This window comes from Neisseria sp. P0017.S009, from assembly GCF_051957375.1.
GTDB classification, from domain to species: Bacteria; Pseudomonadota; Gammaproteobacteria; order Burkholderiales; family Neisseriaceae; genus Neisseria; species Neisseria perflava.
Window position 1 is genome coordinate 121,488 of the sequence record NZ_JBQCWL010000002.1, and the last position, 24,459, is coordinate 145,946.

Below are 24,459 nucleotides of genomic sequence, written 5' to 3' on the forward strand. Positions count from 1 at the left end.
ACTTTTATTTTTTCAGACGACCTTTTTATAAAACATGCTAACCCGCCGTCAATTTCTCAGCTATACCGCCGTGCTTGGTGCCGCCTCTGCTTTCTCTTGGCAGACTTATAAGTACCTCAACCGCAAACCGCCGGTTTCTATTAACCGTGTCGGCTTGCCGTTGGGGCATTTGTTGCGTGACGGGGAATTGCTCAGTTCGCCGACCCGTCGTTATGAATGCAATACGTTGATACTCGGCGGCGGTGCGGCTGGGTTGGGAGCATTGTGGTATTTGGCGAAGCATAATCACCGCGATGTATTGTTGGCAGAAGGGTTTGAACGTAATGGCAACAATGCCGCCTATACGTCTTCAGACGGCCTGAAAGCGCCGAGCGGTGCGCATTATTTGGCTTTGCCGTCGAAAGAAAGCGTGTATGTGCGCGAGATGTTGGCGGATTTCGGTATTTTGCAGTCGGATGGCAGCTTTAGGGAAACCGATTTGGTCTATGCGCCCGAATCGCGCCTCTTATATCAGGATAAATGGGTAGAACATTTATTGCCGAAAGAAGATGCGGATTCCAAACGGTTTTTTGATTTGATAGGCCGTCTGAAACAGGCTTACGGCAATGACGGTAAGAAAATTTTTGCCATTCCGATTGCGCTGTCATCGATAGATGAAACATGGCGAAAGCTCGATCATCTGACGTTTCAACAATGGCTTGATCAGGAAGGTTACCATTCGCCCGAGCTTTTGTGGTATCTCGATTATTGTTGCCGCGACGATTACGGACAAGGCATCGGGCAAGTATCTGCCTTTGCCGGATTGCATTATTTTGCCGCCCGCAACAATGCAGAAACTGTCCTCACTTGGCCCGAAGGTTTGGCACATCTTTCTGAAAACCTGCGCCGTCATGCCGATTTGCAGGAAGGCTGGCAATGGCCGTCTGAAAACAGTATCCGTTTGGAGAAACCTGCTTCGGTTAATGCTTCTGCCGTCAAAATCAAACCGCTTTCAGACGGCCGGATTGAAGTGTGGCTGCGTGATAATGCAAAAGGGGAAACCGTTGCCGTCACCGCGCAACACGTTATCTCCGCCATGCCGCTGATGGTTGCCGCCCACATTATTGAATCTCCCGAACAATTTGGTCTGAATATTCCCGAATACGCGCCATGGCTGGTTTCCAATTTTGAACTGCACAGTTTTCCGAAAGAAAAAAACAACAGCGAACTTGCGTGGGACAATGTGGTTTACGGCAGCCAAGGACTGGGCTATGTTGTTGCGACCAACCAGCTTATCCGGGTTGCCCGTCCTGAACGTACGATTTTTACCGCCTACGCCGCGCTCAATCACGATACGCCACAAGCCGTCCGCCGCCAGCTGCTTGAAGCAAGCGATGAAGAGCTGCTCCAGTTTGCCGCACAAGATCTGCTTACCGCTTACGGCGAAGGCTTTTGGCGGCATGTTTCCCATGTTGACATTACCGTTCGCGGGCATGGCATGAGCGTGCCGAAACCCGGCTATTTAAGCGATGAGGCTTTATTAAAAATCAGAAATCGAAATACTGGATTATTATTTGCACACAGTGACTTAAGCAGCTATTCGGTGTTTGAAGAGGCTTTGTATTGGGGTGTGGAAGCGGCGCGGAAAGTATTGGCTTAATTGATATAAAAAGGCCGTCTGAAATCATATTCAGACGGCCTTTTCTCTTTTAACTTAATAACCTGATTAGGCTTTTGGTTTCAAAGCGGCAGCTTCGCGAGCCAGACGGGTGATGGTATCCCAGTCTTTGTTTTTGATGGCTTCTTTTGGGGTCAGCCATGAGCCGCCGACGCACAAGACATTAGGCAGCGCCAAGTACTCGGGAGCGGTTGCCAGGCTGATGCCGCCGGTCGGGCAGAAGCGAACATCGGCGTAAGGGCCGTACAGGGCTTTGAGCATGGCTTTGCCGCCAACGACTTCGGCAGGGAAGAGTTTGAGGGTGTCGATGCCGTGTTCCAAAGCCAGTTGGACTTCGCCAGGAGTGGCAACGCCCGGAATCAGGGGGATGCCACTGTTGTGGCTGGCTTTGGCGAGGGATTCGTGCAAACCCGGGCTGATGGCGAAAACCGCGCCTGCGTCTTCGACGGCTTTGAGCTGTTCGGGATTGGTTACCGTACCCGCGCCGACGATGGCGTTAGGAACTTCTTTGGCAATCAGGCGGATGGCGTCGAGACCGACAGGGGTGCGCAGGGTGATTTCGAGGGTGGGAATGCCGCCTTCGACAAGGGCGTGGGACAAATCGACGGCAGTACTCAAGTCGTCAATCGCCATTACCGGCACAACTGCGCCGGCAGTCAGAATTTCACGAGGGGTCAGTTTAGACATTTTAGGTCTCCGTTGGGGACTGTATCGTAATAGGGTCGTTAACATGGTTTCAGACGACCTGATTGTTTTAAGAGGCCGTCTGAAAAGGGTTTAGGCAAATTCGCCGCCGAAGCTCATGGCACCGGTTTCTGCGCTGCTGGTCATGCTGCGGAAGTTGGCGAAGAGTTCGCGGCCGCAGCCTTGTTGATTCGCGCTCAAGTCGATACGTTCGACTTCGCGGGCGTTCCATTCGGCTTCGTTGATCAGGACGTTGAGTTCGCCGGTAACGGAGTCGAAGCGGATCAAGTCGCCGGTACGGATTTTGGCGATGTTGCCGCCCATCAGGGCTTCAGGCGTCATGTGGATAGAGGCCGGAACTTTACCGGACGCGCCGGACATACGGCCGTCGGTCAGCAGTGCCACTTTAAAGCCGCGGTCTTGCAGGATGCCCAAAGGAGGGGTCAGTTTGTGCAATTCGGGCATACCGTTGGCGCGCGGGCCTTGGTAGCGGACAACACAGACGAAATCGCGTTCCAACTCGCCGCGTTCAAATGCGGCCAATACTTCGCGTTGGTCGTTGAACACGATGGCGGGTGCTTCAATGATGCGGCAGCCTTCGCGCACGGCGGACACTTTAATTACGCCGCGACCGATGTTGCCTTTCATTAGGCGCAGACCGCCGTCTGGGGAGAACGGGTTGTCGGCTTTGCGCAGGATGTCTTCATTACCGCTGGTTTCAGGGGCTTCGCGCCATTCAAGTTTGCCGTCAATGAGGAAAGGCTCTTTGGTGTAGTGGCGCATACCGTGTCCGACAACGGTATCGACATCATCGTGCAACAGGCCTGCGTCCAGCAATTCGCGGATAACGAAAGGCAGGCCGCCGGCAGCGGTAAAGTGGTTTACGTCGGCTTTGCCGTTGGGGTACACACGGATCAGCAATGGGATGATGGAAGAAATTTCATCGAAGTCGTCCCAGTTCAAAATCACGCCTGCAGCACGCGCCATAGCAACGAGGTGCATGGTGTGGTTGGTCGAGCCGCCGGTTGCCATCAGGCCGATCAGGGCGTTAATGAAGGATTTTTCGGTCAACATTTCGCCCAATGGTTTGATGGTGCCGTTTTTGATGCCGCGTGCGAGGTGTCCGGCTGCGTAGCGGGTCAGTGCTTCGCGCAGGTCGGTATAAGGGTGGACGAAGGCAGCAGCAGGCAGGTGTACGCCCATCATTTCCATCATCATCTGGTTGGAGTTGGCGGTACCGTAGAAGGTACAAGTACCCGGGCTGTGGTAAGAGCCCATTTCGCTTTCAAGCAAGGCGTCGCGGCCGACTTTACCTTCGGCGAAAAGCTGGCGGGTACGGGCTTTTTCTTTATTGCCGATACCGCTAGACATCGGGCCTGCCGGAACGAAGATGCCAGGAATATGACCGAAAGACAACGCACCGATCATTAAGCCCGGAACGATTTTGTCGCATACGCCCATAAACAAGCTGCCGTCAAACATTTGATGCGACAGACCGATGGCGGTACTCATGGCAATCACGTCGCGGGAAAACAGCGACAATTCCATGCCGGCGTAGCCTTGCGTGATGCCGTCGCACATGGCGGGCGTGCCGCCGGCGACTTGGGCGGTCGCGCCGTTTTTTTGTGCTTCGTCTTTGATTTGGTCAGGGAAGTCTTTAAACGGCTGGTGTGCGGAAACCATGTCGTTGTAGGCAGTGATGATGCCTAAGTTGGGGACGGTTTCCTGAAGCATTTCGATTTTGATGCTCTTAGGCATGGAGGCATAGCCGTGTGCCAAGTTGCTGCAGCCGAGCTGGTTGCGCTCTAAGCGTCCCATCTGTTTGGCGCTGCGGATTTTCGCCAGATACTTTTCACGCGTCGGGCGGCTGCGCTCGATGATGCGCTCGGTAATTTCGGCGAGTTTCGGGTGAATAGGAGTGGGGTTCATGTGCGGTCTCCTGGCTAAACGATATGATAGGGATTTTGTTTGCGCGTTTCTGATTTTTGTATTGGGTGTTTTCTTCAGACGGCCTTGAGCTGTGGGAATGAATAATATGGGCCGTCTGAATATTTGAAGATTTTCTCTTCGAAGCGTCCGCATATTATAGTACAAAATCTGTAATTTTGTTACAAAATAATTTACTAAGTGGAAGAAATTTGATTTAAATCGAGGTATGGTCAATTCGTAAAATGGCAGGCTGCAAAAGTCATCAAACTTTTATGTTAAATCAAACAATTTGTAAAAATGAGAATAGACAAAATGTGTAGCCATGTGTAGTATTACTACTCATTAGCCCGCTTGTTTGAAATTTTGGTGCAGGCGATTGGTTCTTTACTGCTTATTGCTTAAAGGCTTTTGATTTTAATCGATTTTTATGGATGACGACAGTCCAAAAGTTTTGAAGCAAGCTTCCTCAACGAGAGATGAAACAATGAGTACACAGACAAATTTTGATTTGGTGTTGTTTGGCGCGACCGGCGATTTGGCAATGCGTAAACTTTTGCCTTGCCTGTATCAGGCGCATGTAGCCGGTTTGCTTCATCCCGAAGGTCGTATTTTGGGCGTAAGCCGCAGCGAATTGGATACCGCCGGCTTTTTGGCTAAAGTGGAAACGAATTCTAAAATCCATGTCAAACAAAACTTCTCAGATGAAGCGTGGGCATCGTTTATCCAACGTCTTGAGTATTTGAAAGTCGATGTGACAAAGAAAGACGACTTCATTGCTTTGGGCGACTTGGTAAAAGCGCGCAAGAATACTGAGAATGTCGTGATCTACCTCTCAACTGCGCCGAAATTCTTTGCACAAGCCTGTGAAAATCTTGCCGAAATCGGTTTGAATGCCGATAACGTGCGCGTGGTTTTGGAAAAACCGTTGGGTACGGACTTGGCTTCTTCCCAACAAATCAATACAGATGTAGCCCGTTATTTCAAAGAAGAACAAATCTACCGTATCGACCATTATTTGGGTAAAGAAAGCCTGCAAAACCTGCTGGCCTTGCGTTTTGCTAATGTGATGTTCGAGCCTTTGTGGAACAACAAATATATTGAAAGCGTACAGCTGACCATCGCCGAGCAGTTGGGCGTGGAAGAACGCGGTGAGTTTTACGACATTACCGGCGCATTGCGCGATATGGTGCAAAACCACTTGATGCAAATGCTTTGTATGACTGCGATGGAAGCGCCGGCAAGCTTGGATGCCGATGCCGTACGCGACGAGAAAGTGAAAGTCATCAAATCGCTGAAACCGCTGACCATCGAATCCGTCAACGAAAATGTTATTCGCGGCCAATATGTTGCAGCAAACGGTATGAACGGCTATCTGGAAGAAGTCGACGTACCGAAAGACAGTTTCACTGAAACCTATGTTGCCATCAAAGCCGAAATCGAAAACGAGCGTTGGAAAGGCGTACCTTTCTACCTGCGTACCGGCAAACGCATGGCAGGCAAAGTGGCGGAAATCGTGTTGAACTTCCGTCCGCTGCAAAACCATATTTTTGACAACAGCCAACCTGCGCCGAATCGTTTGGTTATTGAACTACAACCGACCGAATCCGTCCGTCTTTACACACAAGTGAAAACCCCGGGTGCTGGCAACAAAGTCGAAGTGACACCGATTGGCGTGGACTTGGGCACAGCCGTCGAGGGTCGCCGTGCCGAGGCTTATGAACGCCTGCTGCTGGATGTGATTAACGGCAAACTCGCTTTGTTCAACCGTCGTGACGAACTCGAAGCTGCTTGGGAATATGTGATGCCTATCCTGGAAAACTGGGCGAACAATACAACGCCTCCACATGCTTACGAAGCCCATTCTTGGGGTCCTGAAGCTGCGCGCGCGCTGTTGGCCCGTGACGGTAACAAGTGGCACGAAGAGCAATAATATTTCTTTCAGACGGCCTTGTTTTCCAACAAAAGGCCGTCTGAAACCATGAAAGGACGAAACATGTTTGTTTGGCACGAACAAGAAAATGCTGCAACTGCTGCGCAAGCTCTCGCCGATGCCGTTGCCGCCGCATTGCAAGCCGCGTTGAATGAGAAAGGCCATGCGGTTTTGGCCGTTTCCGGCGGTCGTTCGCCGATTGCGTTTTTCGAGGCTTTGTCGCAAAAAGATTTAAATTGGCAAAACGTCGGCATTACTTTGGTGGACGAGCGTATCGTTCCGACCACGCATGCCGACAGCAATACAGGCTTGGTACGCGAATATCTGCTCAAAAATAACGCGGCCGTTGCCACATGGATTCCTGTTGTTGAAGACGGAAAGTCTGAAACTGAATTACAACCTGAAGTTGTCGTTGCTTACGCATTGAAACATTATAAGCAACCTGATGTGCTGGTGTTGGGCATGGGAGGGGACGGACATACGGCGTCGTTGTTCCCTCAAGCGCCTCAATTACAGGCAGCAATCAATGAAGCCAATGACCCGACATTGATTCATACTACGCCGGTTACCGCGCCGCATGAGCGTGTGAGTATGACTTTGGGTGCGATTGCCAAAACGCCGAATGTATTTTTGGCCATTCAAGGCGCAGAGAAAAAAGCGGTATTCGACAAGGCTGCAGCAAGGGTCGATACCGAATATCCGACCAGCCTGATTCTCAATCATCAAGGGATTAACTGCCATGTCTACTATGCACACTGAAGCTTATCCTCGTTTGGTCGCCGATATCGGCGGTACGAATGCCCGTTTTGCACTTGAAACTGCACCACAGGTCATTGAAAAGGCTGAAGTCTTGCCTTGCCAGGATTACGACACCATTGTTGATGCCGCCAAAACTTATTTGGAACGCGCAGGCAGTCCGAAAGTTTTGCACGCCGCCTTTGCGATTGCCAATCCGATTTTGGGCGACTGGGTGCAGATGACCAACCACCACTGGGCATTCTCCATCGAAACCACCCGCCAGGCTTTGGGTTTTGAAACGTTGATTCTGTTGAACGACTTTACCGCCCAGGCTTTGGCGGTAACAAAAACCGATAAGAAAGACTTGATACAAATCGGCGGTCAAAAACCAATCGAATTTGCGCCTAAAGCCGTTATCGGTCCGGGTACCGGTTTGGGTGTCAGCGGTTTGGTGCACAGCGCTGCCGGCTGGGTGGCGTTGGCAGGCGAGGGCGGCCATACCAGCTTCCCGCCGTTTGACGATATGGAAGTATTGATTTGGCAATACGCTAAAAACAAATACGGCCATGTTTCTGCCGAGCGTTTCTTGAGCGGCGCAGGTCTGAGCCTGATTTACGAAGCATTGGCCAAACGCGACAACATCAAACAATGCCGTCTGAAGCCTTCTGAAATCACCGATAAGACATTGAGCGGAACATCGCCGATTTGCCGTCAGACTTTGGATATTTTCTGCGCCATGCTGGGTACGGTTGCTTCCAATTTGGCTTTGTCATTGGGTGCGCGCGGCGGCGTGTATTTGTGCGGCGGGATTATCCCGCGCGTGTTGGATTACTTTAAAACGTCTCCATTCCGCAGCCGCTTTGAAAACAAAGGCCGCTTTGAGGCTTATCTTGCCGCTATTCCCGTGTATGTCGTATTGAGCGAATTTCCGGGCATCGTCGGCGCGGCGGTCGCATTAGACAATCATTTAAATAACGTTTAAACACACAAACGGCGGTGCAGGGCAGGGGGTGGAAAAAAACCTTGTCCTGAACGTCAAAGAATCAAAGGGTAGAGTATATGTTAAGCAAAATCAGCGAATCATTGTCCAACCTCTCCGGCGCAGAACGCAAAGTTGCCGAATCTGCGTTGGCCGAGCCGAAATGGTTCGTTCATGCTGCTGTGGCGGAAATCGCCGAGCGTGCTTCCGTCAGTCAGCCGACTGTAATCCGTTTCTGCCGCAGCTTGGGTTACAAAGGCTTGCCTGAGTTCAAACTCGCTTTGTCTGCCAGCATCGGCCACGAAGGCATGCCTTACGTTCATGAAGAATTAAACGCCGATGACAACATGGGCAGCGTGGTCGAAAAAGTATTGGGCAATGCCGCAGCCTCCCTCTTGGGTGAGCGCCGTTTCCTGAAAGAATCCGAGCTGGAAAACGCGATTGCCATTCTGATGCACGCGCGACGCGTTGAGTTTTATGGTGTCGGCAACTCCGGCATCGTTGCCCAAGATGCGCAACACAAATTCTTCCGCTTCGGTATGTCCACCGTTGCCTATGTCGATACACATACCCAGCTGATGGCGGCTTCCGTATTGACCGAGCAGGATGTGTTGGTGGCGATTTCCAATACCGGCTCATCTATCGAATTGTTGGATGCGGCCAGTATCGCCAAAGAAAACGGCGCAGCCGTTATCGCGCTGACCCGCAATGATTCACCGTTGGCTCAAATGGCCGACTGTGTATTGAGCATTGCTACTCAGGAAAATGCCGAGCTTTATACGCCTATGGTGTCCCGTCTTCTGCAGCTGGCCGTTATCGATATTCTTGCCATCGGCTTGGCCTTGCGTTTGGGCGATACTGCCAGTACGCAACTGCAAAAAAGTAAAAAAAGCATACATAACAAGCACATCGAATACGATAAAGATTGATTCTTCATTGATATCTTCAGACAGCCCCAACCCACATCAAGGCCGTCTGAAACCTCAAAAAACGGAAACCACCCCGTTCCCGTTTCAGACGACCTCACGGCCGTTTTCTCAACAAAACTGTCCACTATCCAGGAGAGCATCCGATGAAACACCTTCACGATTTACCAGCTTGGTCAAAATTATGGATACATTTTGACGAAACCAAAGAACAACACATGCGCGAAATGTTCGAGCAAGATCCCGAACGTGCCGAGCGCTACTGGCTGCAGGTTGGCGGCCTGACTTTGGATTATTCTAAAAACCGTATCAACGACGAAACCATGGCACTGTTGTTCGAGCTGGCGCGTGAAGCAGGCGTACCGGAGCGGATGCAGCAAATGTTCCACGGCGAAAAAATCAATACGACGGAAAACCGCGCCGTTCTCCACGTCGCCCTGCGCAACCGCACCAACGCCCCTATCGTCGTGGATGGCGAAGATGTCATGCCTAAGGTCAACCATGTCCTGCAACGCATGGGCGAGTTCGCGCATGAAGTCCGCAGCGGCAGCTGGTTGGGCTATACCAATCAAGTCATTACCGACGTCGTCAACATCGGTATCGGCGGCTCTGACCTCGGTCCTCTGATGATGTGTACCGCGCTCAAGCCTTTCGGCCATCCGCGTTTGAACATGCACTTCGTCTCCAATGTGGACGGCTCCCAACTGCGCGACGTATTGTCCAAAGTCCACCCTGAAACTACGCTGTTCATCATTGCGTCCAAAACCTTTACCACCCAAGAAACCCTGACCAACGCCCTGACCGCGCGTAAATGGTTCTTGGATCATGCAGGCGATGAAAGCGCCGTGGCCAAACACTTCGTTGCCGTATCGACCAACCAAAAAGCCGTTGCCGAATTCGGTATCGATACCGCCAATATGTTTGAATTTTGGGACTGGGTCGGCGGACGATACAGCCTGTGGTCGGCCATCGGCCTGCCGATTATGCTGTATCTCGGCGAAGAAAACTTCATCGAAATGCTCAACGGCGCGCACTTGATGGACCAACACTTCATCAACACGCCGCTAGAGCGCAACATGCCCGTCATCCTCGCCCTCATCGGCATCTGGTACATCAATTACTACGGCGGCGGCAGCCATGTTATCGCGCCTTACGACCAACATCTTCACCGCCTGCCCAAATTCATCCAGCAGCTCGACATGGAGAGCAACGGCAAACAAGTTACCCTTGACGGTAAACCGGTCGGTTACGAAACTTCGCCGATTATTTGGGGCGAAACCGGCATCAACGGCCAGCACGCCTTCTTCCAACTGCTGCACCAAGGTACGCACATCACGCCGATTGACCTCATCGCCTCCCTTGAAAAACGCAGCAACCTGCGCGGTCACCACGAAATCCTGCTGGCGAACGTCTTTGCCCAAGCCGAAGCCTTTATGCGCGGCAAAACGCCTGACGAAGTCCGCACCGAGCTTCAAGCCCAAGGCATGGAAGCAGAGCGTATCGAAGAGCTGGTTCCGCACAAAACCTTCTCAGGCAACCGCCCGACCAACCTCATCCTAATGGACAAAATCAACCCGCGCAATATGGGCAGCCTGATTGCCATGTACGAACACAAAACTTTCGTTCAAGGCATTATTTGGGGCATCAACAGCTTTGACCAATGGGGCGTAGAACTCGGTAAACAACTGGCCAAAACCATTCTTGCCGAATTGACCGGCGAGACCGAAGTGCAAAAACACGACAGTTCCACTACACGCCTAATTAATCTTTATTTGAACGCCAACAAATAAAGCATTTATTTAAAGCTAAGGCCGTTTGAAAGTTTCAGACGGCCTTTTGTTTTATTCCGGATCATCCGTAAACGCATTTTCCCGAAATATCGGTACAAACGTGAAAAGATACAGTACGAACACGGCGATGGTCAGAATCGTAGGAATGGTGATGAAGAATATCGGGTTCACGTTCATTAAAACAGCGCGCGAGACGGCGGCGGCGAAGAGGATGGGGACGGCAATGCGGCAGAGCTTGGGGTAGTCGAGTTTGGTAAAGCCGCTGTGCCACAGCCCGGCGGTCAGCCACACCATCATCACGCCCCCCATCATGCCGCCGAGGGTAATCAGGTGTAATGGGGCGGAGGAGGGCAGATTTTGCAGTTTCGCCGCGCCTGTCCACAGATAGCCTGCGGCGGCAAAGAGTTGGAGCAGGTAATAAGTGCGGACGTAGTGTTTGCGCAGGAGTTCGTGATGGTGAAGCTCACTCAGCTTGGCGAGCAGGATGAAGCCGACGGCAAGCGCGGTAAAACCGGCGGTTTGCGCGGGCAGCCAAAGTTCGGCGGCGGCGTGCAAGAGCAGGAAAGTAATGGCGATGTTTTTATAGACGACGTTGGGGATGAATACGGGGTCTTTCAGACGGCATTCTTTAAGGGCTTCCGCGCCCAAAAGAATGCTGACACGCACGGATACAAACATCACTGCCGCCATGTTCAGATGTACTTGCACGCGCAGTAAGTTCAAATCGCCGCTGACAGCATAGACCGTCTGAAAAATGGTAAACGCGGCAAGCAGCATCAGCAGGGCAAAGTTGTCGGTGTTGCGGTCGAGCCAAATCAGCCAGGCGCAAAACAGCAGCAATACCAGCCAATAGGCGGCAACGAAAAACGAGGCAGTTTGTGGCGAAAAGGGCAGTATGGCAGATGCGGCGAGCAGTAATGCCGCCATCAAAGTAGCGACAGGTTTCAGACGGCCTTTATAACCCGTCCATTCGAGCATGGCTGCAGTCAGGAAGCCGCCGTATGCCGCAGGCAGCATGAGTTCTAAGAAGATTTGGCGGTGCAAAATGACGGCACCGGGGCTGATGAAAAACACCAACGCGCCGAATATGGCAAGTACCGCCGCACCGACAAAAAACGGCCGCATGGGGTGGGTGAAAAATTTATTCATGGCTTGGCTTGATTCTGCATGAAGATGCTTTCGGATATGGATTTATTGGGCGGACAGGGTTGTATTTTTCGCCAAAGAGGCAAGCCTGCGGCTTGCTTGCCCTCTCCCTAGCCCTCTCCCACGGGGAGAGGGGATTAGGCTGTCGAGCGCCCTCTGATTTTCAGAAACCTGATTCCCTCTCCCCGTGGGAGAGGGTTAGGGAGAGGGCAACGAACCGCAAGGTTTGTCAGATACTCAAATGCCCGTATCATTCATATTATTGATATTATTGTTCGAATTGTATTATTTTCAATAATAATAAATAACCCTAAACCAATATAAATAACAGCCATTATCCAACGACTAAACTTCTCTACAATTTCACCAACACCTGAAATATTAGCCAATCTTTGTGCTGTATATACTAAAACAAAAATCAATATTAAAAATACAAGAAGAGTAACTAATAAGTCGACAAGATCTAAAGTCACAAAGTAAGGAACAAAAAGTCCAATATTATCTGCACCACAACTAGCAACTGTAACCAAAGCAACAATACCGACTAATTTTGACAACCCTTTTTCATCCAATTCTTTTTTAGCTCTTTTTTCGCCCTCACAATCGTCGTAAATAGCAACTTTAATACCTAAGTAAATCGGTATTAAACCTAATAAACCCAACACCCATTTTTCCGGAACATAATGCAAAACAAAAGCTAGAAATAAACTAACTAATATTAAAATTACAGAACCTAAATATTGTCCGATATAAATATCTCGATATTCTTTTCTAGTATTTGCTCTAGCAAAAAATATTAATAGTATTACCAACACAAATCTACTGCTGTAGCAATATATAAAACAGCAGCAGTAATCACAGTCGAAAACATAAAGCACCTCATAATGAATCCCCTGCCCCCTTGGCACCACGGCTTTTTCAAAAACCGAATCGCGTTCGGATAACAGATTCGTATCTTTCGCTAAAGAGGCAAGCCTGCGGCTTGCTTACCCTCTCCCTAGCCATCTCCCACGGGGAGAGGGAATTGGGCTGTCGAGCCTGAACATTTTCAGGTTTACCTGACATCTGATTCCCAATTCTACGGCTCTCTGATTTTGAGAAACCTGATCCCCTTTCCCCGTGGGAGAGGGTTAGGGAGAGGGCAACGAACCGCAAGGTTTGTCAGAAATTTAAATTCCTATCACTCATAATAATGAATCCCCTGAAACTCTCTTGCCACCACGGCTTCTTCAAAAGCCGAATCGCGTTCGGACAGCGGCGTAGGCAGGGTAATCACGTTTTGCACGTTCATGCCCTTAGTGGAAAGCAGCATGATTTCATGGCTCAGGCGTGCGGCTTCGAAGCGGTCGTGCGTTACCAGCATACACGCCATGCCCTGCCGCTCGATTTTTTCCACCAGCATGGCGACCAAAATATCGCGCAAATCGCGGTCCAAACCGACGAACGGCTCGTCCAGCAAGGCAAGGTCGCAGCCGCACAGCAGCAGGCGCAAAAATGCTACCCGTTTCGCCATGCCGCCGGACAATTCGGTCGGATATTTGTTCAAATCGCCCGCAGTCAGCCCGACTTTCGCCGCCAGCGCGATGATTTCGCCTTCATCGGGTTTGTCCATAAAAATAGCGATATTCTGCATCGCGGTCAAGTTTCCCGGCAGGCGGTTTTCCTGAAACAGAAAACCCGTTTTGCGGAAAGTATTGCGTATCGTGCCCGATTTCGGCGTTTCCAAGCCCGCAATCAAACGCAAAACCGTCGTCTTGCCACAGCCGCTCGGCCCGAACAAAGCTTTCACTTCGCCATGTTGCAGGTTCAAACTGAAATCGCGCACGATGGGGTCGCGGAGAATTTCAAAACGCACGTTTTCAAGACAGAGCATCATCTCCTCCACGGCATAAACAAAATTTCCAAAGGTTTGGTAATCAGGTATTCAAACAGTGACACAAACACGATAACCAACACCACATAAGCCATCACCGTCGAAGTCTCCAGCATCGCCCTCGCGTCTGCAATCCGCGCGCCTACGCCTTCGCTCGCGCCCAAGAGTTCCGCCATAATCACCACCTTCACCCCCATCGCCACCGCCACGCCGATGCTGGAAATCACATAACCCGTCAGATGCGGGATATACAGATAACGGATTTTTTTCAGACGGCCTAATTTATAAGCGTCAAACAATTCCTCATGCTGCTTGTTCACGCTCGCCATCCCGACCGCCGCACTCGCAAACGTCAGCGGCGCAACCAACACAATGATGGTAAACAGCACGCTCGGATTGCCGAACCCGAACCAAAACAGAGCCATCACCACCCAAATAATCGGCGGCATCGCCAACAAAGTCGTAATCACAGGTTTAAGCAATGCCATCGCCGTCTTAAAACTGCCCGCCACCAGTCCCGCCGCCAATCCCGCTACCAGCGCAACCGAAATCCCCACCACCGACCGCCACAGCGAAATCCCGATTTCGTTTTCCTGAAAATGTTTCAATAAAGCCAAAGATTTTTGAAACACCTCCACCGGCGCAGGCAGCATAAACTCGCCGAACACGGCACTGCCCCACGCCCACAACGCCACCACTACCATCGCCACGCCTAGACCGGCAAAGCCGCTCCAAAGGTAGTCGATGATGTAAAACAGCGCAGGCTGCGGTTTGCGGATTTTGTCGGTTTTAATCATGGTTTGAGTGTTGGTTGATAGGGATGGTTTGGGGACAGTAGGTCGTCTGAAAAATGGTTGATTGGGTTAGATGGAACGCCGCAATCCAACGAAACGGTAATAGTGTTTTTCAGACGACCTTGGTTTGGGATTTTGGTATTTTGTTGGGTTACGACTGCGACTAAGCCAACCTAAGATTGCAGAAAAACGGTACAAGCTATAAATGATTTATAAAAATATTCCTAACTGCTTTCTTGAAGTATAAGAGTTATCAATTTTGTAATCTTTATATATAGATAAGAAATCTTTTTGAGATTTGAGAATGTCCTGTAAAATTCCTCTTCTATACAAAGCACAGAATAATGCTACTGAATATGCCTGACAGTTGAGCGATTTTTCAGGATTAAATTCAATATCACTAAATGCTGAATATTCCAGAAGCTCTTCATGAAATTCTGTATGCTGATTTAAAGCATTAACATATAGCCAATCATAATAGGCTGTAATAGGTTCAGTTCCCCATTCTTTATCTTTTTTTCCATAGGTACGAAAAGCTATTACTCTTCCAGATGATTTGAGTCTAGAGTCTTTTTTTGCTTCTTTTGATGACACTTCAAGCAAATCTAAGTATTGAATATCTCCCTCAAAAACTTTGCTGCTTTGGAAGACACACTCAACACTTACTTGTTTACCTCTTGCACTTTTAATCATCAGATTAAAAGCACTTAAGGCAACACCTAATTCGTTTTTAGATTTGCTTGAAATTTCTAAAACTTTTTCTACATCTTCAAGTTTTTTAGCTTCCAAATGTAGTGAATCTATGGACTTTTGTTTTTGTGAAACTGAAAGACCTGGAAACCATTCAAAGTCTATATTTTGGGTTTTTACTAAAAAATTGCCTTCAAATTTTGGAATAAAAATCGGACGAATTGCCATATTTAATAATCCTTAAAACCGTTTTTTCGTGCGTAAAATCTATCATTAAATACGCCCCATCTATTTTGATTGGATTTAAATTTATAATTTGGAAATTTATTCATGAATTCATTTTTTAAATCATCTGAATCAAATACACAACTAACGATATACCTCTGCTCAATTTTATCAAAGACGAGAACTTCTGCCTGCACATCTGTTGGATCTTTGGGTAAAAGATATTCACGCTCTTCATCAGCTCCCTCAAATAAAGCATTCAAAGCATCAACTCCTTGAAAGTTTGCAGTAGGTAAATGACGAACACAATTATTTGCAGCATTAGTCGGATAAAAAGCACAATTTTTATCTATTAAAACATCAGCACTTAACACAATTACAGCCCATTTAGTGCGGTTATCTGCACGACGTAATCTATAAAACATACTACTATTGGGAAATGAAATAGACAGACAAATCGCTTCTGGTTTTCCATCAAAGCGATGCTCATCATTAAAAATGCCATGAATAGATAAATTATGCTTATCGTTAAATTCCTTATTATATAAATCAGCTCTAGGAATTAATCCATGAGTTAAAATTGACTCAAGATTTTCTAATCTTGTGAAATGACATAAATATTGAATTTGTCTTTCTCTCAATATATTTTGAATACACATAAAAATACTCCCTTAATATTAAACAATTACTCAAATAACCTCGTCACATAACTTACCAATCTATCCCTTTTCCCCAGCAACTCCGTCTGATAAATCTTCATCAAAAATCAGGCTTTCCTGCAAACATAGGCTAGATTATGACTCAACTTTTTAGGTAGTCCAAAGATTATGGGGATTTCTACTCAACATCAATGGCAGATAATCCTCTAATAGATCGTCTGAAACATGATAAATCAGCAAGCGTAGATTGGCTCATAACCCAATTTTTCAGGCAATCCGACGGTTTTATTGGGTTTTAACAACCCAATCCACGGTTACCACCGATCGTCATTCCCGCCTATGCGGGAATGACGGCTTTTTGTGTACTGTTCTAATTATTATCTGACAGGCCATCTGAAAATGACAAATCAGATATTTATGGCTATTCCACTATTTTCAGACGGCCTCTTCTCCTTTTAAGCCAAGAAGAACCCATTATCTGGCAGCTTGCCACCCAAGAGTTTCGGGTTGAACTGCATCAGGATTTCGTAAAACTTTAAAATCTCGTTCTTCACTTCGCTGCCTTTGGTTACCGTCAGCCGCGCGCCGTCCAAGCCCATGACTAGGGCGGGTTCGGGGGCGGGGAGGTAGTTTTTGCCGATTTTCGCCGCGCTTTGGCGGTTGGCAAGTATCCAGTTGAGCGCGTTTTTCAAATCCTGATGGAAGATGTCGAACTGCGCTTTGTGTGCGTGGAAATATTCTTCGTTGGCGATGATGCCCGCCATCGGAATCAGCGGTTTGGTGTCAAACGCCTGTCCCCATGCTTTCACTAAATCAAAGCCGCGCACGACGTTTACGCCCATGGTTTTGCCTTTAAGTAGGCTGGCGGTTGCCATCGGTTCAGGCAGGATGGCGGCGTGGTAGTCCTTGCTCAAAAACAGTCCGACTGCTTCGGGCGGCGTGGCGGTGTAAGTGATGCCGACTTTGTGTGCGTCGATTTTCAGTTTTTTCAACAAGGCTTGCAGCACGATGTCGGGCATGTCGTTTTTAAACGGCACAAGGATTTTTTTGCCGACCAAATCCTGCGGCGAGGTAATCGCGCTGCCTTTGCACATCAGCTGCGTGATGCCGTTGGTCAAAATATTGACCATGCCGACTTTCTGCCCTTGGTTGCGCAGGTTTACGCCGACATTGCTCGGACTCATCATCACTTTAAATTGTCCGCTTGCTACGCCTGCACGCAGTTGGTCGGGCGAACGCCAGATTTTCAGCGATACATCCGCCTGTTTCGCCAGCTTGCCTTGCAACGCCGCTACGGCAATGGTAACGCTGGGCATCGCCGGTGCGCCGTACACGGTAAATTGCTCTTTACCGGCTGCCAACAATGAAGGCGAAACGCCTGCGGCTGCCAGCGCGGCGGTCATTTTTAAGAAATCGCGTCTTTTCAGTTCCATTTTTTATCTCCTAATTCTTAATAAGCCAATGCAGGTATTCTTTCAGACGGCCTGATTTTAAAATGCCGCATGCAAACTCAACCAATATGTCCTGCCCGGTGCATACACGACACTGGGCGACAGGGCGAGGACGTGGTCGCCGCTGATGTATTCGGCGTATTTTTTGTTGAACACGTTGTTCACGCCTAAGCGTAAGCCGTATTTGTCTTTGATGTTTACGCCTGCGTAAAGGTCGGCAACGGTAAAGCCTTTGGCGGCTTCGCGTTTGTCTATGCCCAAACCGCTTGCCGCGTCAAAATCGCCGCGCGTTTGTTTGGCGACAAAGCGTGTTGCGGCGCCGATGTTGTAGCTGCCGTGGGCAAAATAATTTTTGTAGTCGGCTTGGACTGCGGCTTCAAACGGACGGATTTGATAGAGCGGTCTGCCGTCGGTTTCGTTGTGTCCGTAGTTGTAGGCTGCTTTGATGCCTGCCGCCCAGTGCGGATTGAAGTTGTAACGCGCGTAGGCCTGAGCGGTAAACAATCGCGCATCCACGTTGCGTGTGATGATGCCGCCGCCTTTGGAGGCCGTACCGCTTTGTCCGTGGGCGCGGTCAAAAATAATCAGGTCTTTGACTTTATCCGCCACAAGCGTGCCGCCTACGTTCCAGCCTGCGCCTGCGAGCGAGTTCATGTAGCCGTTGTAGTAGTCGTTGCGGCTGTCGGCGGTGAGCTTGATGCGGTTGTGTTTTTCGGTTTTCAGCAGGGGATTGCCTGCGATGGCGGCGGCTGGGTTTTGGTTCATCAGCATGCCGTTCATGCGGTTTTGCACGATGGCGGCAAGCGAGTTGAAGCGTTCGGTGTTGTCGCCGATTCGTTCTAAGTGAGCAAGGGAAACGCTGTATTTTTGCGTTTCAGACGGCGTGAAATCGTATTTGAGTTCGCCTGAGAAGGCATGACGGCGCACTTTGCCGTCGAAGTCGTAGCCGTAATGGGTTTTCCAGATTTGTTGTGATGAGGCGAAGGCGAGGTTGCGGTTCATCGGATGGGCGGGCTGCGCCGTATTTTTGCGTACGTCCGCTTCGTTGATTTCGTAGCTTAAGCCCAAGCCCAGTTTGTGTCGGTCGTCAAACTTGTAAGACAGGGTATCGGCAATGCGCCAGCGGTCGATGTGTACATCGGCGAAACGGTAGCCGTTGAGGAAGTCGCGCATGGCGGTGTGGGCGTTGCGCTCGCCGTTTTGGCTGTCGTTGCGGTAGCTGACGGCGACGTTGTTGTGGAATTTACCAAAGTCCGCATCGTGTTTGAGTGAGAAGTCGTACACTTTGCGGTCAAGTTCTACGAACACTTGCTGCGGCGTGTTGTTTGGGCGCAGGGAGTAATTGTCGGCGCGGCGTTTGAGTTTGATGATGCCTGCTTCCGCGCTGACCGTATTGCTCAAATCGGCATTACCCCAACGCGCGTTGAGTTTGGCGATGTGGCGTTCGGTATCCAATGCGTCATTGACGAACTGCGGCTGGCGGTCGTTGTTAATGTCGTCGTGTAGGTAGGTGAGGCGGTATTCCTGATTTTCAGACGGCACGAAACCGAGTACCAAAGCTTGATTAAAACGGCTATATTTCCAATCGGTCTGATTGCTGTCGCCGTCTTTATAGCCGTTGGCCTTGGTGTGATTGAGGTTGACCACGCCGTACACTTTTGCTCCACGCGCTTGCGCGGTAACGGAATTGTAAAAACTTTTGCCGTAGAAGCCGCTGTTTGCTTTCAGCGGACGGAAGGCTTGGTCTATGTTTTCGGTAACAAAGTAATGATCGCTGCGGTCGGTGCGGTCGAATTGGTTTTCGGGGAAATAGCCTTGTGCGGCGGTTGGTGCAATCGGTTTGGGAGGGGAGAAGGTTTTGACAGGCTGGATTTCGTCTGGGTCTGCCAAGGTTTCGGCAAAGCCGTTTGCGGCGGCAAAACTGCTCATTAACAAGCAAATCAAATGGTTTTGTTTCATGATCTATATCCTGATAATCATTTTTATTTATTATGCTCTTAGAGAGAAGCAAAGTAAAGAAACGATAAGGTATTTATTGTCGATAAACACCTAGCGCAAAATACAAATCGGCAAGAAGGAGAATTTTTAGAAGAGGGGAGTGGCGGCGCAGGTTGTATTTGCTCCGAAATCGGGTTTTGTCTACTATTAATATTTCAGGGTAATAAAGCAAAAGGCCGTCTGAAAACCCCTCTCTTTTCAGACGGCCTTTTGCTGGGTATAATAAATTTAAGAATCATTATTATTTCTGTTTAAATATAGGAGAAACGCATGAGTACCCGTACCGAACACGACACCATGGGCAATGTCGAAGTCCCGTCCGAAGCCTATTGGGGCGCGCAGACCCAGCGCAGCCGCAACAATTTCAAAATCGGCGGCGAAACCCTGCCGCAGCCGTTGATTTATGCTTTGGCGCTGGTAAAAAAAGCCGCAGCCGCCACCAATGTTTCCCTCGGCAGGATTAAGCCCGAACAGGCAGATTTGATTACGCAGGCGGCAGATGATGTGTTGAACGGCAAGCTTGACGGGCAGTTCCCATTGGTAGTGTGGCAGACCGGCTCCGGCACGCAGTCCAATATGAACATGAACGAAGTGCTGGCGAACCGCGCCAACGAAATCGCTGGTACGGGTTTGGCAGCGTACCAGCCCGTCCATCCCAACGACCATGTGAACCACGCGCAATCGACCAACGATGCGTTCCCGACCGCCATCCACGTTGCCGCCGCGATTGAAATCAACCGCCACCTTATTCCGGCGGTAAAAGCCCTGCGCGATACATTGGACAAAAAAGCCAAAGAATTCGCCCCTATCGTCAAAATCGGCCGCACCCATTTGCAGGACGCGACGCCGCTGACTTTGGGACAAGAATTTTCCGGCTACGTTTCCCAGCTCGATCACGGTTTAGGCCGTCTGAACGATGCGCTTAAAGACTTGTATGAACTCGCTTTGGGCGGCACGGCGGTCGGCACGGGCTTAAACAGCCATCCCGAATACGCCGAAAAAGCCGCCGCCAAACTCGCCGAACTGTCCGGCCTGCCATTTGTCAGCGCGCCGAACAAATTTGAAGCCTTGGGCGGACGCGATGCCGCCGTTGCCGCTTCGGGCGCATTGAAAACGCTGGCGGCAAGCCTGAACAAAATCGCCAACGACATCCGTTGGCTGGCAAGCGGCCCGCGCTGCGGTTTGGGCGAAATCAAAATCCCCGAAAACGAGCCGGGTTCGTCCATCATGCCGGGCAAAGTCAACCCGACCCAATGCGAAGCAATGACCATGGTGTGCTGCCAAGTGTTCGGCAACGACGTCACCATCGGCATGGCAGGCGCATCGGGCAACTTCGAGCTGAACGTCTATATGCCCGTTATCGCTTACAACCTCTTGCAATCCATCCGCCTGTTGGGCGATGCGTGCAACAGCTTCAACGAAAACTGCGCCGTCGGCATCGAACCCGTACCGGAAAAAATCGATTATTTCTTGCACCATTCTCTGATGTTGGTTACTGCGTTAAACCGCAAAATCGGCTACGAAAACGCCGCCAAAGTCGCCAAAACCGCCTATAAAAACGACAAATCGTTGCGCGAAACCGCCATCGAATTGGGCTTGTTGACAGGCGAAGAGTTTGACGAATTGGTCGTTCCTGCCGATATGGTTCATCCGCGTTAAGCTTTAATAATGAAACATGCCGTCTGAAAATGTTTTCAGACGGCATGTTTTTATGCTGCGCTTGTCTTTTCTTCGAATAGGGCAAAAATCATTGGCGTCAGATTGACGACCATTAGAAATATTATTGAGCTCAAAAATGTACGCCAGGCGTAATGCCACGCATCCTTTCTATCTGCTTGGGGTAGGAGCGATGCAGAATAGCGGTTGTGTAGGGTTTTTGCGGTGTCACTGTTTTCTAAATAGTCCAACGAAAGTACCAATAATTTGCCCGTGTCCTTATGCTGTAAGAATTTGGCATGTTCAACCCAGATGCCCGGCTTGGCGTGTTCGCATAAAGATTCAATGCCGACGCAAGAGGCTAAGCTGTTTTGGTTGTTTTGCAAAATCGACAGCTCGTTTTTTTCAGCCTGCATGGTGGCGGCGGAGATTTGATGAAGGTATACGCTCATGCCGTTGCTCTCTATTGCTTGAAAATCATGGAGCTGGCTGAATCCGCCATTTTCCCAGGCAACGAATACGGCATAGCATCCGCAGCATAGGCAGATCATAACCAATTTTAAGACAATGTTTTTCATCCTTGCTCCTTTTGTTTGAAGATGGCGGCAAAGTCAGGAGGCGTGTTTTCTCGTTTGAAGGTAAGTTTAGGTTTATCTGTTTTTATTGTGCGGTTGAGTGTAACACGGGTAATCAAAAGGCCGTCTGAAAATTTTCAGACGGCCTTTTATTATGTATTTAGATGGGTTTAAGCCAACAATTCACGCCAGCGTTTAATTTGGAAACGGACTTGTTCAGGCGCGGTGCCGCCCAAGTGGTTGCGCGCGTTTAAGCTGCCTTCGGGTGTTAGCACGCTGTAAACGTCGTTGGTAATCAAACCGCTGAAACCTTGCAAGACTTCAAGCGGCAATTCGCTCAAATCAACGCCAGCTTCATCGGCATGGCGCACGGCTTGGGCAACAACTTCGTGGCTGTCGCGGAAAGGCATGCCTTTTTTCACCAAGTAATCCGCCAAATCGGTAGCAGTTGCAAAACCCTGCATTACGGCGGCGCGCATGTTGTCGGGTTTGACGGTTACGCCGCGCATCATGTCGGCGTAAATGCGCAGGGTGTCGATAAGCGTATCGGCAGTATCAAACAAAGGCTCTTTGTCTTCCTGATTATCTTTGTTATATGCCAAAGGTTGAGATTTCATCAGGGTAACCAGGCCGATCAGGTGGCCAATCACGCGACCGGATTTACCGCGCACGAGTTCGGGTACGTCGGGGTTTTTCTTTTGCGGCATGATGGACGAGCCGGTGCAGAAACGGTCGGCAATGTCGATAAAGCCGAAACGCGGGCTCATCCACAAAATCAATTCTTCGGAAAGGCGGCTCAGGTGGACCATAATCAGAGAAGCGGCGGCCGTGAACTCAATGGCAAAATCGCGGTCAGATACGGCATCGAGTGAGTTTTGGCAGATTTGCTCAAATCCCAGCAGCTCGGCGGTAATTTCGCGTTGAATCGGGTAGGTGGTACCGGCAAGGGCTGCGGCGCCGAGCGGCATACGGTTGACGCGTTTGCGGCAGTCGACCATGCGCTCGAAATCGCGGCCGAGCATTTCAACGTAGGCGAGCATGTGATGCCCGAAGCTGACCGGCTGGGCAACTTGCAGGTGGGTAAAGCCGGGCATGACGGTTTCGGCGTTTTGTTCCGCCAAATCAACCAAGGCCGTCTGAAGGTTTTGAATCAGGTCTTGAATGACGGTAATCTGGTCGCGCAGCCACAGGCGGATGTCGGTAGCGACTTGGTCGTTGCGGCTGCGGCCGGTGTGCAGGCGTTTGCCGGCATCGCCGATTTTGTCGGTGAGGCGGCGTTCGATGTTCATGTGGACATCTTCCAAATCCAGCGACCAGGAAATCGTTCCTTCCTTGATTTCTGCTATAATCTCGGCCATGCCCTGACGGATGGCAAAGAGGTCGTCTTCGCTCAAAACGCCCGACTGTGTCAGCATTTGCGCGTGTGCCAGCGAGCCTTGGATGTCCCATTCTGCCAGCCGTTTGTCAAAATCAATCGAGCCGGTATATTTTTTGACCAGCTCGGAAACAGGTTCGTTAAAACGGCCTGACCAGGTTTTGTCCTTGCTCATATCAGCATCCTTAAAATATAAATAAAAAACAGGGTCTACGTCTTCAATATAGCAGACCCGTCTATACATTATGAAAGAAAACGGTTGAAATCATGTCTATTATACGTCAAATAAACCAGAATTTCGCAGTGCCGGATTTGCGCAATTCCGCAACTTTGGTGCGCCTGCTTATTGTTTTATTAATCAGTTTGTTTATCTTTCCGTTGATGACGGTATCGGGTGTGCCTTATCCGGAACAGATTTTCCAACATTTTTCATGGGCTTGCCCCGTCATCCTCTTAATTTTACTCAAGGTCTATTTCTTACAGGCATTTGCGCCTTCCCTGCTTCGCTCGCAGTACAGCGTTGTGGTTTCCTACGTCTCCAACCTGCTGATTTTCTTGTTTGTCGATCTAGTGATTTTGAAGACGGAAATTTGGCTGCTGATTCAACACTTCTTCTTGCTGACCTTTTTTTGTTTCAGTTTCATGTACATCGAAGCAGCCCGTCGCAATAGCCTTGCGCCTTCCATTTCCGAAGCCAGACTGAGCGCGTTGACAGCGCGTATCCGTCCGCATTTCTTGTTTAACAGCTTGAATGCCGCCATCAGCTTAATCCGTCTGCGTCCGTATGACGCGGAGACTTTGCTGGAAAATTTGGCCAACTTGTTCCGCGCACAACTGCGCGACGGTAGTCAAAACAGTACCTTAGGACAGGAAATCGAGTGGGCGCAGGAATATATTGCCATCGAGCAAATCCGCATGGGACATATGCGCGTACAGGTCATGTGGCAGCACCATGCGCCTGATGATGCGGAAACACCGCATCTGTTGTTGCAACCGCTTTTGGAAAATGCCGTATTCCATGGTGTCGAATCTATCCACCGTCCAGGGATAATTACGGTATTAACAAAATTGGAAAAATCATCTATTTTCATCAGTATCGAAAATCCGTGCGGAACGGAACCCAACGAAAATACCAAGCCGCATAAAGGTAATTCTATGGCCTTGCGCAATCTGAAAGAGCGCCTGACTTTGATGTATGACACCGACGCGAAAATCAGATATATCCAATCAGACGGCCTGTTCCGCGTTGAAATCATATTGCCGTACCGTAAAAAATCAGCCGAAGTTTCCCGTCTGTTTGGCTAAAACGCCTAGAATAGGGCAGCTTTAGATAATTAGACTATTAACACATTAAATAAAATAGTTTAAATTTATTACACTTAGT

At 49.6% G+C, this 24,459-nt stretch carries 19 protein-coding genes and 1 pseudogene; 8 read left to right on the forward strand and 12 right to left on the reverse strand.

The window, feature by feature from the left end:
• The first annotated feature begins 34 nt into the window (after positions 1 to 34).
• On the forward strand, positions 35 to 1,639 hold the full coding sequence (locus ACTHTG_RS02860; protein WP_049335410.1) for an NAD(P)-binding protein: 1,605 nt from the start codon (positions 35 to 37) through the stop codon (positions 1,637 to 1,639).
• Positions 1,640 to 1,705: 66 nt separating this feature from the next.
• On the opposite strand, the gene ACTHTG_RS02865 is transcribed toward ACTHTG_RS02860, so the two are convergent.
• Together ACTHTG_RS02865 and edd are read right to left on the reverse strand one after the other, a co-directional pair.
• Positions 1,706 to 2,344, reverse strand: a complete 639-nt coding sequence (locus tag ACTHTG_RS02865; protein WP_003745733.1) for a bifunctional 4-hydroxy-2-oxoglutarate aldolase/2-dehydro-3-deoxy-phosphogluconate aldolase — start codon at positions 2,342 to 2,344, stop codon at positions 1,706 to 1,708.
• 90 nt (positions 2,345 to 2,434) lie between these two features.
• Positions 2,435 to 4,270, reverse strand: coding sequence for a phosphogluconate dehydratase (gene edd / locus ACTHTG_RS02870; RefSeq protein WP_004519344.1), 1,836 nt, complete (start codon positions 4,268 to 4,270; stop codon positions 2,435 to 2,437).
• A 484-nt stretch (positions 4,271 to 4,754) separates the two neighbouring features.
• Between edd and zwf the strand changes: the two genes are divergently transcribed.
• The 5 genes from zwf (at position 4,755) to pgi (ending at position 10,633) form a co-directional block, all read left to right on the forward strand.
• Positions 4,755 to 6,200, forward strand: a complete 1,446-nt coding sequence (gene zwf / locus ACTHTG_RS02875; RefSeq protein WP_039862026.1) for a glucose-6-phosphate dehydrogenase — start codon at positions 4,755 to 4,757, stop codon at positions 6,198 to 6,200.
• Between the two features lie 63 nt (positions 6,201 to 6,263).
• On the forward strand, positions 6,264 to 6,959 hold the full coding sequence (pgl, locus tag ACTHTG_RS02880; RefSeq protein ID WP_039861965.1) for a 6-phosphogluconolactonase: 696 nt from the start codon (positions 6,264 to 6,266) through the stop codon (positions 6,957 to 6,959).
• The gene (locus ACTHTG_RS02885; RefSeq protein ID WP_039861966.1) at positions 6,940 to 7,920 is read left to right on the forward strand and encodes a glucokinase; all 981 of its coding nucleotides are present in this window, start codon (positions 6,940 to 6,942) and stop codon (positions 7,918 to 7,920) included. Before pgl ends, ACTHTG_RS02885 begins: the two co-directional genes overlap by 20 nt.
• Positions 7,921 to 7,997: 77 nt before the next feature.
• Positions 7,998 to 8,846 carry a DNA-binding transcriptional regulator HexR gene (gene hexR / locus ACTHTG_RS02890; RefSeq protein ID WP_004519348.1) on the forward strand — a complete coding sequence of 283 codons (849 nt, stop codon included), beginning with the start codon at positions 7,998 to 8,000 and terminating at the stop codon, positions 8,844 to 8,846.
• A 143-nt stretch (positions 8,847 to 8,989) separates the two neighbouring features.
• The gene (pgi, locus tag ACTHTG_RS02895; RefSeq protein WP_049335414.1) at positions 8,990 to 10,633 is read left to right on the forward strand and encodes a glucose-6-phosphate isomerase; all 1,644 of its coding nucleotides are present in this window, start codon (positions 8,990 to 8,992) and stop codon (positions 10,631 to 10,633) included.
• 51 nt (positions 10,634 to 10,684) lie between these two features.
• Here pgi and ACTHTG_RS02900 read toward each other — a convergent pair whose 3' ends face one another.
• The 8 genes and pseudogenes from ACTHTG_RS02900 to ACTHTG_RS02935 form a co-directional block, all read right to left on the reverse strand.
• Positions 10,685 to 11,782 carry an NnrS family protein gene (locus ACTHTG_RS02900; protein WP_070588320.1) on the reverse strand — a complete coding sequence of 366 codons (1,098 nt, stop codon included), beginning with the start codon at positions 11,780 to 11,782 and terminating at the stop codon, positions 10,685 to 10,687.
• A gap of 251 nt (positions 11,783 to 12,033) precedes the next feature.
• A pseudogene (locus tag ACTHTG_RS02905) lies at positions 12,034 to 12,650 on the reverse strand (CadD family cadmium resistance transporter).
• Positions 12,651 to 12,959: 309 nt separating this feature from the next.
• Complete coding sequence (locus ACTHTG_RS02910; RefSeq protein WP_009310824.1) at positions 12,960 to 13,652, reverse strand: ATP-binding cassette domain-containing protein; 693 nt, start codon at positions 13,650 to 13,652, stop codon at positions 12,960 to 12,962.
• Entirely contained in the window at positions 13,652 to 14,449 is a 798-nt protein-coding gene (locus tag ACTHTG_RS02915) for an ABC transporter permease (protein ID WP_049335418.1), read from the reverse strand. Before ACTHTG_RS02915 ends, ACTHTG_RS02910 begins: the two co-directional genes overlap by 1 nt.
• A 207-nt stretch (positions 14,450 to 14,656) precedes the next feature.
• Positions 14,657 to 15,364 (reverse strand): DarT1-associated NADAR antitoxin family protein, encoded by a 708-nt coding sequence (locus ACTHTG_RS02920; RefSeq protein ID WP_308538377.1) that lies wholly within the window; start codon positions 15,362 to 15,364, stop codon positions 14,657 to 14,659.
• Between the two features lie 2 nt (positions 15,365 to 15,366).
• Positions 15,367 to 16,020, reverse strand: a complete 654-nt coding sequence (locus tag ACTHTG_RS02925; protein ID WP_308538376.1) for a DarT ssDNA thymidine ADP-ribosyltransferase family protein — start codon at positions 16,018 to 16,020, stop codon at positions 15,367 to 15,369.
• 455 nt (positions 16,021 to 16,475) lie between these two features.
• Positions 16,476 to 17,453 (reverse strand): ABC transporter substrate-binding protein, encoded by a 978-nt coding sequence (locus tag ACTHTG_RS02930; RefSeq protein WP_036491658.1) that lies wholly within the window; start codon positions 17,451 to 17,453, stop codon positions 16,476 to 16,478.
• A 57-nt stretch (positions 17,454 to 17,510) separates the two neighbouring features.
• Positions 17,511 to 19,430, reverse strand: a complete 1,920-nt coding sequence (locus ACTHTG_RS02935; protein WP_308538375.1) for a TonB-dependent receptor — start codon at positions 19,428 to 19,430, stop codon at positions 17,511 to 17,513.
• 309 nt (positions 19,431 to 19,739) lie between these two features.
• On the opposite strand from ACTHTG_RS02935, the gene fumC reads away from it, so the two are divergent.
• Positions 19,740 to 21,128 carry a class II fumarate hydratase gene (gene fumC, locus ACTHTG_RS02940; RefSeq protein ID WP_004519360.1) on the forward strand — a complete coding sequence of 463 codons (1,389 nt, stop codon included), beginning with the start codon at positions 19,740 to 19,742 and terminating at the stop codon, positions 21,126 to 21,128.
• Between the two features lie 50 nt (positions 21,129 to 21,178).
• Here fumC and ACTHTG_RS02945 read toward each other — a convergent pair whose 3' ends face one another.
• Positions 21,179 to 21,703, reverse strand: a complete 525-nt coding sequence (locus tag ACTHTG_RS02945) for a hypothetical protein (protein WP_004519361.1) — start codon at positions 21,701 to 21,703, stop codon at positions 21,179 to 21,181.
• Positions 21,704 to 21,870: 167 nt separating this feature from the next.
• Positions 21,871 to 23,250 carry an argininosuccinate lyase gene (gene argH / locus ACTHTG_RS02950; protein ID WP_039861969.1) on the reverse strand — a complete coding sequence of 460 codons (1,380 nt, stop codon included), beginning with the start codon at positions 23,248 to 23,250 and terminating at the stop codon, positions 21,871 to 21,873.
• A gap of 92 nt (positions 23,251 to 23,342) precedes the next feature.
• On the opposite strand from argH, the gene ACTHTG_RS02955 reads away from it, so the two are divergent.
• Positions 23,343 to 24,380: a sensor histidine kinase gene (locus ACTHTG_RS02955; RefSeq protein ID WP_004519364.1), complete on the forward strand. Its 1,038-nt coding sequence runs from the start codon at positions 23,343 to 23,345 to the stop codon at positions 24,378 to 24,380.
• The last annotated feature ends 79 nt before the right edge of the window (positions 24,381 to 24,459 follow it).

Excerpts from the sequence above, each read along its gene's own strand:
- ACTHTG_RS02925 (WP_308538376.1), bottom strand. The coding sequence starts at position 16,020 with ATGTGTATTCAAAATATATTGAGAGAAAGACAAATTCAATATTTATGT.
- hexR (WP_004519348.1), top strand. The coding sequence starts at position 7,998 with ATGTTAAGCAAAATCAGCGAATCATTGTCCAACCTCTCCGGCGCAGAA.
- ACTHTG_RS02955 (WP_004519364.1), top strand. The coding sequence starts at position 23,343 with ATGTCTATTATACGTCAAATAAACCAGAATTTCGCAGTGCCGGATTTG.
- pgi (WP_049335414.1), top strand. The coding sequence starts at position 8,990 with ATGAAACACCTTCACGATTTACCAGCTTGGTCAAAATTATGGATACAT.
- ACTHTG_RS02915 (WP_049335418.1), bottom strand. The coding sequence starts at position 14,449 with ATGATTAAAACCGACAAAATCCGCAAACCGCAGCCTGCGCTGTTTTAC.
- ACTHTG_RS02930 (WP_036491658.1), bottom strand. The coding sequence starts at position 17,453 with ATGGAACTGAAAAGACGCGATTTCTTAAAAATGACCGCCGCGCTGGCA.
- ACTHTG_RS02945 (WP_004519361.1), bottom strand. The coding sequence starts at position 21,703 with ATGAAAAACATTGTCTTAAAATTGGTTATGATCTGCCTATGCTGCGGA.
- argH (WP_039861969.1), bottom strand. The coding sequence starts at position 23,250 with ATGAGCAAGGACAAAACCTGGTCAGGCCGTTTTAACGAACCTGTTTCC.
- ACTHTG_RS02885 (WP_039861966.1), top strand. The coding sequence starts at position 6,940 with ATGTCTACTATGCACACTGAAGCTTATCCTCGTTTGGTCGCCGATATC.
- ACTHTG_RS02910 (WP_009310824.1), bottom strand. The coding sequence starts at position 13,652 with ATGCTCTGTCTTGAAAACGTGCGTTTTGAAATTCTCCGCGACCCCATC.
- edd (WP_004519344.1), bottom strand. The coding sequence starts at position 4,270 with ATGAACCCCACTCCTATTCACCCGAAACTCGCCGAAATTACCGAGCGC.
- fumC (WP_004519360.1), top strand. The coding sequence starts at position 19,740 with ATGAGTACCCGTACCGAACACGACACCATGGGCAATGTCGAAGTCCCG.
- pgl (WP_039861965.1), top strand. The coding sequence starts at position 6,264 with ATGTTTGTTTGGCACGAACAAGAAAATGCTGCAACTGCTGCGCAAGCT.
- ACTHTG_RS02865 (WP_003745733.1), bottom strand. The coding sequence starts at position 2,344 with ATGTCTAAACTGACCCCTCGTGAAATTCTGACTGCCGGCGCAGTTGTG.
- ACTHTG_RS02900 (WP_070588320.1), bottom strand. The coding sequence starts at position 11,782 with ATGAATAAATTTTTCACCCACCCCATGCGGCCGTTTTTTGTCGGTGCG.
- ACTHTG_RS02935 (WP_308538375.1), bottom strand. The coding sequence starts at position 19,430 with ATGAAACAAAACCATTTGATTTGCTTGTTAATGAGCAGTTTTGCCGCC.
- ACTHTG_RS02860 (WP_049335410.1), top strand. The coding sequence starts at position 35 with ATGCTAACCCGCCGTCAATTTCTCAGCTATACCGCCGTGCTTGGTGCC.
- zwf (WP_039862026.1), top strand. The coding sequence starts at position 4,755 with ATGAGTACACAGACAAATTTTGATTTGGTGTTGTTTGGCGCGACCGGC.
- ACTHTG_RS02920 (WP_308538377.1), bottom strand. The coding sequence starts at position 15,364 with ATGGCAATTCGTCCGATTTTTATTCCAAAATTTGAAGGCAATTTTTTA.